9 protein-coding genes are annotated in these 12,417 nt (G+C 73.0%); 4 read left to right on the forward strand and 5 right to left on the reverse strand.

The genetic code is table 11. From position 1 onward, the window contains the following. Positions 1 to 5 precede the first annotated feature (5 nt). On the reverse strand, positions 6 to 1,136 hold the full coding sequence (locus ACLJOK_RS31410; protein ID WP_410822100.1) for a PP2C family protein-serine/threonine phosphatase: 1,131 nt from the start codon (positions 1,134 to 1,136) through the stop codon (positions 6 to 8). Between the two features lie 97 nt (positions 1,137 to 1,233). Between ACLJOK_RS31410 and ACLJOK_RS31415 the strand changes: the two genes are divergently transcribed. Next, entirely contained in the window at positions 1,234 to 1,860 is a 627-nt protein-coding gene (locus ACLJOK_RS31415; protein ID WP_410822101.1) for a MarR family winged helix-turn-helix transcriptional regulator, read from the forward strand. A 27-nt stretch (positions 1,861 to 1,887) separates the two neighbouring features. Here the strand turns inward: ACLJOK_RS31415 and ACLJOK_RS31420 are convergent, their stop codons facing one another. Both ACLJOK_RS31420 and ACLJOK_RS31425 read right to left on the reverse strand, forming a co-directional pair. After that, positions 1,888 to 3,498 (reverse strand): SpoIIE family protein phosphatase, encoded by a 1,611-nt coding sequence (locus ACLJOK_RS31420; RefSeq protein WP_410822102.1) that lies wholly within the window; start codon positions 3,496 to 3,498, stop codon positions 1,888 to 1,890. 128 nt (positions 3,499 to 3,626) lie between these two features. Then, positions 3,627 to 4,865: an ROK family protein gene (locus ACLJOK_RS31425; protein WP_410822103.1), complete on the reverse strand. Its 1,239-nt coding sequence runs from the start codon at positions 4,863 to 4,865 to the stop codon at positions 3,627 to 3,629. 78 nt (positions 4,866 to 4,943) lie between these two features. On the opposite strand from ACLJOK_RS31425, the gene xylA reads away from it, so the two are divergent. From xylA to ACLJOK_RS31440, 3 genes are all read left to right on the forward strand, one after another. Continuing rightward, on the forward strand, positions 4,944 to 6,131 hold the full coding sequence (gene xylA, locus ACLJOK_RS31430) for a xylose isomerase (RefSeq protein WP_410822104.1): 1,188 nt from the start codon (positions 4,944 to 4,946) through the stop codon (positions 6,129 to 6,131). A 9-nt stretch (positions 6,132 to 6,140) separates the two neighbouring features. Further along, positions 6,141 to 7,568, forward strand: a complete 1,428-nt coding sequence (gene xylB / locus ACLJOK_RS31435; RefSeq protein WP_410822105.1) for a xylulokinase — start codon at positions 6,141 to 6,143, stop codon at positions 7,566 to 7,568. A gap of 93 nt (positions 7,569 to 7,661) precedes the next feature. Further along, complete coding sequence (locus tag ACLJOK_RS31440) at positions 7,662 to 9,095, forward strand: MFS transporter (protein ID WP_410822106.1); 1,434 nt, start codon at positions 7,662 to 7,664, stop codon at positions 9,093 to 9,095. A gap of 526 nt (positions 9,096 to 9,621) precedes the next feature. Here the strand turns inward: ACLJOK_RS31440 and ACLJOK_RS31445 are convergent. Beyond that, positions 9,622 to 11,295, reverse strand: a complete 1,674-nt coding sequence (locus ACLJOK_RS31445; RefSeq protein ID WP_410822231.1) for a glycoside hydrolase family 13 protein — start codon at positions 11,293 to 11,295, stop codon at positions 9,622 to 9,624. 30 nt (positions 11,296 to 11,325) lie between these two features. Beyond that, positions 11,326 to 12,372 carry a LacI family DNA-binding transcriptional regulator gene (locus tag ACLJOK_RS31450; protein WP_091405707.1) on the reverse strand — a complete coding sequence of 349 codons (1,047 nt, stop codon included), beginning with the start codon at positions 12,370 to 12,372 and terminating at the stop codon, positions 11,326 to 11,328. Positions 12,373 to 12,417 lie beyond the last annotated feature (45 nt).

The following is a 12,417-nucleotide window of genomic DNA, read 5'->3' on the forward strand; positions in this document are numbered from 1 at the left end:
ACCGCTCACGCCTGCGGGCCGGTCCAGTCCAGGCAGACGACCACCGCGTCGTCGACCAGGTCACCGGCCACGAACGCGCGCAGGTCACCGATCAGCGACCGGACGGCGTCCAGGGGTGCCATCGGCCCGGTCCGCCGCAGGAACCGGTCCAGTGCCGTCTCGCCGTAGCGCACGTGTTGACCGGTGGCCTCCACCACCCCGTCGCTGACCACGAAGACCCGGTCGCCGCGTTGCAGCGGGAACTTCTGCTCGTGGTAGTCGGTCGCCTCGAACATGCCCAGCGGGAACTGCGCCTCCAGCGGCTGCTCGGCGACGTCCCCGTCGCGGAGCAGGACCAGTCGGGGCGACCCGGCGTCCACCACTGTCATCATCCCGGAGCGCAGATCCAACTCCATCAGCAACGCGGAGAGGTGCTGCTCGCCCCGGTACAGGTCGTAGATGGCCTGATCGGCGAGGGCGGCCTGGTCGGCCAGGCCCAGCCCGGCCCGACGCGCGTTGCGCAGCGCGTGGGTGGCCAGGGAGGTGAGCAGGGAGGCGGCTACCCCCTCACCGGTGCCGTTGATCGTGGACAACCAGACCCGTTCCCCGTCGTCGGACCAGTCGAAGCTGTCGCCGCGCACCGCGTACGCCGGCTCCAACTGCCCGGCCAGGCTGAACGAGGGACGGATCCGGCTGCGGCCGGGGAGCAGGTCCCACTGCATCTCGGCGGCCAGGGTGAGGCGTTGGGTGCGCCGGGCCGCCAGATAGACGTCGGTGCCGGCGGAGACCGCCGCCACCTCGTGGGCGAGCGCGGTGGCGATCTCGGCCAGCGCGGCGACGACGTCCTGGTCGTCCGGAACGGGTGACAGGTGCAGCACCCCTCGACGCTCGCCACGCATGGTGACCGGGAACCAGGCGGTGCCGTCGGTCAGTATCGGCGACTGGTGGTCGAAGGCGCGCCAGGCCGGGTGCCCGGGGCTCGTGATCGAGTCACTGTCGGTGAGTGGCAGTAGCTCCGCGAGTCGGTAGTCGACCTGGTAGAGCTCGACGTCGGTGATCCCGTACGACTGGGCGAGTACGTCTTCGATACCACCGACGAGCCGGTCAGCTGGTGTCTCGTTCAGGGCACGTCGTGCCTGATTGACCGGTTCGCTCATCGTCACTCCCTCGCTGAAAGCTCGACTACCAGTGGGTTCGGAGTATTCTCGGGCCACCATGGCCGAACTGAACCGTCCGACGGACCCTGAGACGAGTATGGCCGCCGCACTGGACGCGGCGGCCGCTGCCCTGTTGGGCATCTGGGAGTCCGCCCGGGAGGGGACCGCGAGCCGTCTGTCTGGTGCCCAGTTACGGGCGGTGATGGTGGTGGAGCAGTTCGACGGCATCAACCTGCGTCGGCTCGCCACCCGACTCGACATGCTGCTCAGCTCCGCCAGCCGCCTGTGCGACCGGCTTGTCGCCGCCGGCATGTTGGAGCGCGAGCCCGGCCGCTTCGACCGGCGGGAGATCTCGCTCCACCTCACCCCGGAGGCCCGTCGGCTCGTCGCCGAGCTGCGGGCCGATCGCCGGGCCCAACTCGCCGCCGTGTTGGCCGGGATGAGCCGGGAGGGCCGCGACGCGTTGCTGCGCGGGATGCGGGAGTTCGACGAGACCGCCCGCCGCCAGCAGGCGCAGAACGCGCCGACGTCGGGTGAGTCGACGGGCCAGGAGAACTGGCCGGACGACCCGGACGGGCCCGGTGGTCGGTCGGGGGACTGGTCGGTCGATTCGGGTCGGCAGACCCGAGCGGGGTGGGCGGGTTCGTCGGGCGGCCCGGAACGATCGGTCGGCACCACCCGGGAGCGGCCGGCCGGCGACCCGCCGGTCGCGCGTACCGCCTGATCAAGCCGGTCGGGCCGGCACCCGTCGTCATGCCGACGCCGAGGCGCTCACGGCCAGCATCGCGATGTCGTCGTGGGACTGCCCGCCCAGCCAGTCGTCGACCGCGCGAAGCACCCGGTCGATCAACACCGCCGGCGGTTGCCCGGCCGCCGACGCGAGCGCGGCCCGCAGCCGGACCTCGCCGAACATGGCCGCGTCGCGCGGACCGCGCGCCTCGGTCACCCCATCGGTGTACGCGAGCAGCAGATCGCCCGGATCGATGTGGACCCGGGTCTCGGCGAACCGTGCGGCCGTCAGCGCCCCCACCGGCATGCCACCGACCGGGACCGGGGTGACAGTGCCGTCGGCGGTGACCAGCAGTGGCGCCGGGTGCCCCCCGCCGGCGATCCGGACGTCCAGCCCGGCTGGCCCCCGATCCAGGGAACCGAGCAGCAGAGTGGTGAACTGGTTGCGCCGTGCCGCGTCCGGCGCGTCGAACAGTGCCTGGTTGAGCAGGTGGATCAGCTCCAGCGGGCGTTGCTCGACGAGCCGCAGGGTCTGCAACGACTGGCGGACCCGGCCGGTCAGCACCGCCGCGCCCACGCCCTTGCCGCACACGTCGCCGAGCGCGAACAGGGCGCCGCGCGGGTGCGGGAACACCTCGTAGAAGTCGCCGCCGATGCGCAGGGTGTCACCGGCTGCCCGATAGCCGCCCGCCATGGTCACGCCGGGCACGACGGGCAGCTCGGGCGGGAGCAGGCTGGTTTGCAGCACCCGGGCCAGGTGCGCCTGCTCACCGTGCAGGTCGGCGGTGGCCAGTGCGGCACCCGCGCGGGCGGCGAACTCCCGGGCCAGCTCCACGTCGCGCGGGTCGAAGCCGGCCCGCCCGGGCCGACGGATGAGCAGCAGCGCACCGGCTGACCCGCTGGCGCTGAGCAGTGGGCTGACCAGCACCATGCCCGGAGGGCCGAACTCGGACGGCAGCAGGTCGGCCAGGTCGGTGAGCGGGGCGTCCGGCCAGGGGCCCGGCTCGGCCCGGTCGCCGGCCAGTGCTTCGGCCAGCCCGGGCACGGAGTTGGTCAGCGTGGGACTGGCCAGCCCGGCGACCGGGGCGGGCTCGCCGTCGGCGTACCGGATCCAGCGGGGTTGCGGCTCGGCCGGCGCGGTCGGTCGGGGCAGTGCCACGGCGACGTCGGCCAGGTAGGGAACGGCGAGCGTGGTGGTGGCCAGGAGGACCTGGTCGCGGTGCAGGGCCAGCGCCAGCCGACTGCCGGCCTGGGCGAGGAACGCGGTGCGGGAGCGTTCGGCGAGCAGGGCGTCGGCGCGAGCGTGCTCCTCGGTCATGTCGCGGACATACCACGCCCACCGGGAGCCGGCGAGTTGCCGCCGGACGCCGCGCAGTCGCCGGCCGTGGTGGTCGGCGTCGAACTGGTCAGCGCCGCCGGCGACCGCCCGGGCCAGGGCTGCCACCGAGCAACCGGCCAGGTCGGTGCCGGCGTCGATCTCCGGGATCAGCTCGGCCGCCATGGCGTTGACCAGGGTGACCCGACCGGTCCCGTCCGTTGTCAGCACGGCCTCGGCGAGCCCGTCGAGCAGCTCGCGGGCCAACCGTTCGTCGGCCGGCAACGGGGTGCCGCCGGGTTGCTGCGTCGTGGTCACCGCCGGACGCCGGCGCGCGTCTGACGACGTGTGCGCATGCTGCTTCTCGACTCCTCACCGGGGATCGTTGCCTGGGGGCAAGGGTACCGATTCCCCCCCCGACAGCGGCGCACGGTGCGGGGTGGCGATCAGCCGGAGCGGGCCAGCCAACCGGCGGGCTGAGCGACGATCCGACGGGCCACCGAGCCGGCAGCGCCTACCGCGGCGGCCTCCGCGCCGAGCGTCGACGGCCGGACCGTGACCGGCGACCAGGCAGCGGTGAGCACCCGGGCGCCGATCTCGGCGAGGACCGGGGGGCACAGCCAGGGTGCGAGCGCCGCGTAACCGCCACCGAGCACCACGGTGTCCAGGTCGAGCAGGTTGACGACGCTGGCCACCGCGACACCGAGCGCCGTTCCGGCGTCGTGCAGCGCCCGCAGCGCGTCGGCGTCGCCGGCCTCGGCCAGCTCGGCCAACCGGGCCGTCGCGGTGTCCGCGGGAAGCTCCGCCCGGGCCAGCCCGGCGGCGGCCACGATCGCCTCCTGGCCGGCGTACTGCTCCAGGCAACCCTGGCCGCCGCAGCGGCACGGACGGCCCTCGGGATGCACCGGAAGGTGCCCGATCTCGCCGCTCCAACCGCGTACGCCGCGAAACAGCGCGCCGTCCAGCACGATGCCGGCGCCGATGCCCACCTCGCCGGAGATGTGCAGGAAGCTGGACGGGCCGGGTGGCTGAGAGTGCAGCTCGCCGAGCGCGGCGAGGTTGGCCTCGTTGTCCACCACCAGTGCGGGGACGCCGGGCACCTGCTCGATCAGCGGAGGGTGCTCGGCGAGCAGCGCGGGCACCGGCACGTCCCGCCAGCCGAGGTTCGGCGCGAGCCGGACCAGCCCGGCGTCGTCCACCAGGCCGGGCACCGCGAGCGCGGCCCCGACCAGGGTGAGGCCGTGCCGGGCAGCGTCCTCGCGGGCTGCCCCGGCCATCTCGACCAGGAGGGCCAGGGCGTCGGCGGGGGCCACCGGGCGCAGGTCGGCCCGGTGCACAGTGCGGTGCCGGACCTGGCCGGCGAGGTCCACCACGCAGACCGCCAGGTAGTCGACGTTGACCTCCAGGCCGAGCCCGGCCGGCCCCTGATTGGCCAGGACCAGTCCGCGTGCCGGGCGGCCGGCGCCCGAGCGGGGCGCGGGGTCGGACTCACTGACCAGCCGGCCGGCGAGCAGGTCCTCGACCACCGCTGACACTGTGGCTCTGGTCAGGCCGGTAGCGGTCGCCAGGTCGGCCCGCGAGGGAGGTCGGTCGGCCGTGGCGATCCGGCCGAGGACCAGGGCGAGGTTGAGCTCGCGCAGGCTGCCCTGACGGACTGCGCCGGCCGGGGCGTGGGTGAGGCTCACCCCTTGACAGTGCCATAGGGTGGGCAAATAATTCAATCGCTGAACAAATAGCGGACAACACCACCCCGGAGGTTGCTCATGGCACCCCGTCCCACCCCCGCCGACAAGTTCTCCTTCGGGCTCTGGACCGTGGGCTGGCAGGCCCGCGACCCGTTCGGTGACGCCACCCGTCCCGAGCTCGACGCTGTCGAGGCGGTGCACCGGCTCGCCGAGCTGGGCGCGTACGGCATCACCTTCCACGACGACGACCTGATCCCGTTCGGCGTCGACGCGGCCACCCGTGACCAGCACATCGCCCGGTTCCGCAAGGCCCTCGACGAGACCGGCCTGGTGGTGCCCATGGTGACCACCAACCTCTTCACCCACCCGATCTTCAAGGACGGCGGCTTCACCAGCAACGACCGCGAGGTCCGTCGCTACGCGCTGCGCAAGGTGCTGCGCCAGGTCGACCTTGCCGCCGAGTTGGGCGCCAGCACCTTCGTCATGTGGGGTGGCCGCGAGGGCTCCGAGTACGACCTCGCCAAGGACGTCCGCGCCGCCCTGGACCGCTACCGCGAGGCGGTGGACCTGCTCACCCAGTACTCCATCGACAAGGGCTACAACCTGCGGTTCGCCCTGGAGCCCAAGCCCAACGAGCCGCGTGGCGACATCCTGCTGCCCACCATCGGGCACGCGCTCGGCTTCATTTCCCAGCTGGCCCACCCGGAGCTGGTCGGCCTCAACCCGGAGGTCGGCCACGAGCAGATGGCCGGGCTCAACTACGCCCACGGCATCGCCCAGGCGCTCTGGCAGGGCAAGCTGTTCCACCTGGACCTCAACGGCCAGCGCGGCATCAAGTACGACCAGGACCTGGTCTTCGGTCACGGTGACCTGATGAACGCGTTCGCCCTGGTGGACCTCCTGGAGAACGGCGGCCCCAACGGCGGGCCCGCCTACGACGGGCCGCGGCACTTCGACTACAAGCCCTCCCGCACCGAGGACATGGACGGCGTGTGGGCCTCCGCGGCGGCCAACATGACCACCTACCTGCTGCTCAAGGAGCGCGCTGCGGCGTTCCGCGCCGACCCCGAGGTGATCGAGGCGCTCGCCGCCAGCAAGGTCGGCGAGCTGAGCACGCCGACGCTCAACGACGGCGAGGGCTACGAGGAGTTCCTGGCTGACCGGTCCGCGTTCGAGGAGGTCGACGTCGACGCGGTGGCCGCCCGGGGCTTCGCCTTCGTCCGGCTCAACCAGCTCGCCGTCGAGCACCTGCTCGGCGCCCGCTGAGGCCCCGCCATGCCGTTGGTCGCAGGCGTTGACTCGTCCACCCAGTCCTGCAAGGTGGTGATCCGGGACGCGGAGACCGGCGCCCTGCTCCGGCAGGGCCGGGCACCGCACCCGGACGGCACGGAGGTCGACCCGGAAGCCTGGTGGCAGGCGCTACGTAGCGCAGCCGACCAGGCCGGCGGGTTGGCCGACGTGGCGGCGATCTCCGTCGCCGGCCAGCAGCACGGCATGGTGTGTCTCGACGAGGACGGCCGGGTGGTCCGCCCGGCGCTGCTGTGGAACGACACCCGATCCGCCGACGCCGCCGCCGACCTCATCGAGGAGGCCGGCGGCGGCTCGGCCGGGAGCCGGTTCTGGGCCGAGGCCACCGGCAGCGTCCCGGTGGCCAGCTTCACCATCACCAAGCTGCGGTGGCTGGCCAGGCACGAACCGGAGCTGGCGGCCCGGGTGGCCGCCGTCTGCCTGCCCCACGACTGGCTGACCTGGCGGTTGGCCGGCGCACCGGGGTTGGGCGCGCTGCGCACCGACCGGGGTGACGCCAGCGGCACCGGCTACTGGTCGCCGGCGACCGGTGACTACCGACTGGACCTGCTGGAGCGGGGCTTCGGTCGGCGGTTGGTGGTGCCCGAGGTGCTCGGCCCGGCCGAGTCGGCGGGGAAGCTCGCCGACGAGCTGGGCGGGCCGGGCGGTGCGCTGCTCGGCGCGGGCACCGGGGACAACGCCGCCGCCGCGCTGGGTGTCGGTGCCGGTCCGGGTGACGTGGTCGTCTCGATCGGCACCTCCGGCACCGTGTTCAGCGTCGCCGACGTGCCGGCCGCCGACGAGAGCGGCGCCGTCGCGGGCTTCGCCGACGCGTCCGGCCGTTTCCTGCCCCTGGTCTGCACGCTCAACGCGGCCCGGGTGCTGGACGCCGCCGCCGCGATGCTCGGTGTCAACCTGGACGAGCTGGCCGAGCTGGCGCTCTCCGCGCCAGCCGGGGCGGACGGGCTGGTCATGGTGCCCTACCTGGAGGGTGAGCGGACGCCGAACCGGCCGCTCGCCACCGGCGCTGTGCACGGCCTGACCCTGCGCACGTCGACCCCCGCGCACCTGGCGCGGGCCGCCGTGGAGGGCATGCTCTGCGCGCTCGCCGACGGGCTGGACGCGTTGACCGCGCAGGGCGCCACCGCCCGCCGGGTCATCCTGGTCGGCGGCGGGGCCCGGTCGGCCGCGGTGCGTCAGATCGCCCCGCAGGTCTTCGGCTGCCCGGTCGTCGTCCCGCCGGCCGGGGAGTACGTCGCCGACGGCGCCGCCCGGCAGGCCGCCTGGGTCGCCCTGGGTGGGGCCGCGCCGCCGGTCTGGACTGTCGAGGGCACCGAGGAGTACGCGGCGGCGGCCGTCCCCGCCGTCCGCGACCAGTACGCCGCGGCTCGCGGGTTGGTGCTCGACCGGCGCTGAGCGTCGGGATCGACGCGGGTGGGTGCCGGTCGACGGTGACCGGCACCCACCCGCGTGACGACCGCCTCCACGCAGTCTGGTTGGCTGCCGGTCATGACGGTGACCAGTGGCGGGCCCGGCCTACGCCCGCACGGTCGGGGCGGTGGGCCGGCGCACCGGTTGTACAGCGTCGTGGTGTTCGTGCTGCTCGCCTCCCTGGACAACGTGGCGATCGGGCTGGTCCCCCCGCTGTACGGCCCGATCTCCGACGCGTTCGACGTGTCCGGGCGGATGCTCGGCGTGGTCACCGCGGTCAGCTTCCTGGTCAGCGCGGTCGCGGCGGTCGGCTGGGCGTACGTCGGGGACCGCACCAACCGCAAGCCGCTGCTCATGGTGGGCACACTGCTCTGGGCGGCCGGCACCGGTGGTAGCGCGCTCGCCGGCGGCTACCTGACGTTCCTGGCCGCGCAGCTCGTCGCGGCGGTCGGCCTCGGCGCGGTCGGCTCGGTGGGCTTCTCAGTGGTCACCGACCTGATCTCACCGACCCGGCGCGGGCTGGTGATGAGTTTCTGGGGGCTGTCCCAGGGGGTCGGCACCCTCGCGGGCACGCTCGTCGGCGGGCTGCTCGGGGCGGCCGACTGGCGGCGGCCGTTCCTGCTGTTGACCGGCGTCGGCCTGGTCGCCACAGTGGCCTACCTGTTCACATACGACGTCCGGCGTGGCCAGAGCGAGCCAGAACTGGCCGGCAGGCTCGACGCCGGCGCCGAGTACGACTACCGGATCAGCCGCGCCGACCTGCCGCGCATCCTGGCCCGGCGGACCAACCGGTGGCTGATCCTGCAGGGTCTGACCGCGCAGGCCGCGTTCGGCTCGCTGGTCTGGCTGCCGGTGCTCTTCGCCGAACGGGCCGAGGCCCAGGGCTACTCCACGTCGACAGCTGTGGTGGTGGGCAGCGTCTTCGCCACCCTGTTCCAGCTCGGTGGGGTGCTGTCCATCGTGGGCGGGCTGATCGGTGACGCCGTGCAACGGCGTACCCCGCGAGGGCGGGCACTCGTCGCCTCGATCGGCATCCTCGCCGCGCTGCCGTTCTACCTGGTGTTGTTCTTCGTGCCGGTGACCATCGACGTGCCGGACGGCGCGAGTGGTGGCGCGGTGGTCGGCGCGGTACTGGCCAGTGTGTTCACCGAGCCGTCGGTCGGGCTGAGCCTGCTCACCGCCATCGTTGCGCTCGCGTTGACCTCGGCCAACTCGCCGAACTGGTTCGCGTTGATCGCCGACGTGAACCCGCCGGAGCACCGGGGCACTGTCTACAGCCTGGGCAACCTGGTCAACGGGGTCGGTCGCGCGGCCGGCAACGGGCTGGTCGGGGTGGCCTTTCAGGCACTGCGAGTGGCATTTCCGCCGCCGCTGAACTTCGCCGTCGGGCTGGCCGCGTTCCAGCTCTTCTTCATCCCGACCGGTGTCATGTACTGGCTCGCCTCGCGAACCTCACCGGCGGACATCGACAACGTCCACGACCTGCTACACACCCGAGCCGACCACCTCTGACCCCGTCGCCCCGCGCCGCCCCGGACCACCCCCGCCCCCGCCCCGCGCCCCACCCTCGCCCCGTCGATCATGGAGTTGTGGTGGGTGACAAATGACCCGTAAGGCACCAAGCCAGGCACCATAACTCCATGATCGACGGGCCGACCGCCCCCCCGCCCCGCGATCTTGCGATTACTGCCTCGACAAAGGCGGGCATTGAACCCATGCCGACGACCAAAACTGCAAGATCGGCGCGGCGGTGGCGTCGGGGGCGCGTTCGGTGTGGGGTTCCGAGGGCTCAGGCGTCCCCGCACGTCCCGCGCCACTCAAGATCGCGTTACTTCTTGGTTCTGCTTGCCTCTCGGCGGGCCGAGGCCACTGCATCCTGGAAGTAGTGCGATCTTGAGTGGCGCGGGGGGCGGGGCGCGGGCGGGCGCGCGGGCGGGCGCGCGGGCCTGAATCGTTTACGACATCAGCTCCATAGCGAGCCGGTCCACGCCGATCGGCCCGCCCGCGAGTACCGCGGAACGGGCCGGTCAGCGTTCGGTCAGCCGCGCAGCCAGACGGTCACGTCGGCCGGGACCGCGCCGTCGTCATCCAGGGGCGCGCTGGCGGCGAGCACCTCGGCGCCGGCCGGCACCGGCACCGGAGCGGCACCGAAGTTGGTCAGCACTGTCAGCTCACCGTTGCGGAAGCTCAGCACCTCGTCGCCGGAGGACAACCACTCCAGGGTGCCGCGACCCAGCCCGTGGGCGCGGCGCAACCGCAGTGCCGTGCGGTACAGCTCGTACGTCGAACCGGGCACGTCGCGCTGGCGGTCCAGCGCGTACTCCGCCCAGAGCGCGGGCTGCGGCAGCCAGCTCGCGTCGGTCGGTCCGAAGCCGTAGGACGGGGTGTCGGCCTCCCACGGGATCGGCACCCGGCAGCCGTCCCGGCCGCGCTGGGTGTGCCCGCTACGTGCCCAGGTCGGGTCCTGCCGGGCCTCGTCGGGCAGGGTGGTGTGCTCGGGCAGCCCCAGCTCCTCGCCCTGGTAGAGGTACGCCGAGCCGGGCAGGGCCAGCATCAGCAGTGTGGCCGCCCGGGCCCGGCGCAGACCGAGTGCGGCGTCCGGCTGCGGGTCGCCGATGCCGATGCCGTTGGGGCGTACGGTGCCGACCGGCAGGCCGAGCCGGGAGGCGTGCCGCACCACGTCGTGGTTGGACAGCACCCAGGTGGTCGGCGCGCCGACCGAGTCGGTCGCCTCCAACGAGCGGGTGATCACCGCGTACTGGGCCGGTGCGGTCCACGCGGCGAGCAGGTACTCGAAGTTAAACGCCTGGTGCATCTCGTCCGGGCGGACGTAGCGGGCCAGCCGCTCGGCCGGCTCCACCCAGGCCTCGGCGACCAGCACCCGCTCACCGGGATAGCTGTCCAGGACCTGCCGCCACTGCCGGTAGATCTCGTGTACGCCCTCCTGGTCCCACATCGGCGGGCGGGGCTTGTCGATCTCGTTCCCGGAGAGGATCTCCTGCGGCTCCTGCCAGTCGGCCAGGTCGGCCTGCTTGATGAGGCCGTGCGCCACGTCGACCCGGAAGCCGTCCACGCCGCGGTCCAACCAGAAGCGCAGCACGTCCAGGAACTCGGCGTGCACCTCCGGGTTGTCCCAGTTGAGGTCGGGCTGCCCGGTGTCGAACAGGTGCAGGTACCACTGGCCGGGCTGCCCGTCTGCGTCGACCGTCCGGGTCCAGGCCGGGCCACCGAAGACGCTCTGCCAGTCGTTCGGCGGCTGGTCGCCGGCCGGACCGCGGCCGTCGCGGAAGATGTAGCGCGACCGTTCCGGGCTGCCGGGCGCGGCGGGCAGGGCGGCCTGGAACCAGCGGTGCGCCGAGGAGGTGTGGTTCGGGACCAGGTCGACGATCACCCGCAGATTGCGGGTGCGGGCCTCGGCGATCAGCTTGTCCGCGTCGGCGAGGGTGCCGAACAGCGGGTCGATGTCGCGGTAGTCGGCCACGTCGTAGCCGGCGTCGGCCTGCGGCGAGGGGTAGAAGGGGGAGAGCCACACCGCGTCCACGCCCAGCTCGACCAGGTGGTCGAGGCGGGCGGTGATGCCGGGCAGGTCACCGATTCCGTCCCCGTCCGAGTCGGCGAACGAGCGGGGGTAGATCTGGTAGATGGAGGCCTCGGTCCACCAGCCGGTGGCCGGGTGACCGGAGGGGGTCTGCTGCGTCGGGTCGGTGTTCAGGGTCGTCTCCCGTGTTGCGGTGTGTGGATTTCAGTGTGCCCGGGGCGGTGCGGTCGAGTCCCGGACCACCAACCGAGTGGGCAGGACCACCGGAGTGTCGCAACCGGCGCCCCGTTGACTGACGATGGGGCCCGGCGGTCGGGCACCGAGCGGGTCGAGCAGCATCTGGGCGGCCAGCCGGCCCTGCTCGGCGGCGGGCTGGGCGACGGTGCTGAGCCCGAGCACACCGGCCAGGTCGTGGTCGTCGATGCCGACCACGCTGACGTCCTGCGGCACCCGCAGTCCGACGTCGCGCAGGGCGGTCATCGCGCCCATCGCCATCTCGTCGCAGGCGGCGACGATCGCGGTCGGTGGCTCGCCGCGGGCCAGCAGTTCGGCGGTGGCCCGGTTGCCGCCGTCGATGGTGAAGGTGGACTCGATGTCCAGGGTGGGGTCGGGTCGCAGGCCGGCGGAGCGCAGCGCCGCCTGGTAACCCCGGCGTCGGTCGAGGTGGGTGGTGAAGGCCAACTCGTCGTCCGGGTCGCCGGAGATGTGGGCGATCCGATGATGGCCGAGGTCGATCAGATGCTTGGTCGCGACCCGCGCGGCCGCCACGTCGTCGATCCGTACGCACGGCCAGTTGGGCACTCTGCTGCCCGAGCTGATGGTGACGCCGGGCAGTTCCAGCGTGGCAAGCGCGGTCAGGTCGGCCGGACGCAGGGGCGTGGCGACCAGCATCATGGCGTCCACTCGCTTGTGCAGGTTGGCCGTACGCAGGACCCGCTGGCGGACCTGCTCCCGGCCGCCCAGGTTGTAGAGCAGCAGGTCGTAGCCGGACTGGTGGAGGTACTCCTCGACCGCCTCGACGACGGTGCTGAAGAACCAGCGGGTGATCCGGGGGACCACCACCGCTACCGTGCCGGTTCGACCGCCGGCGAGCCGGGACGCGCTCGGTGAGACTTCGTAGTCGAGTTGCTCGGCGGCGGCGAGAACCCGGCGTCGGGTGGCGGCCGAGACCGTCGGTAGTCCGCGTAGCGCCCGCGAGACGGTGGCAGTGGACACTCCGGCCAGCCGGGCCACATCATCGATCCTCGTCACGGTTTCCCCCGCTCGGTGCCCGGAGCGTCCGCCGCCGCCCGAGGG

Source organism: Micromonospora sp. 050-3 (genome assembly GCF_046549335.1).
Lineage (GTDB): Bacteria > Actinomycetota > Actinomycetes > Mycobacteriales > Micromonosporaceae > Micromonospora > Micromonospora trifolii.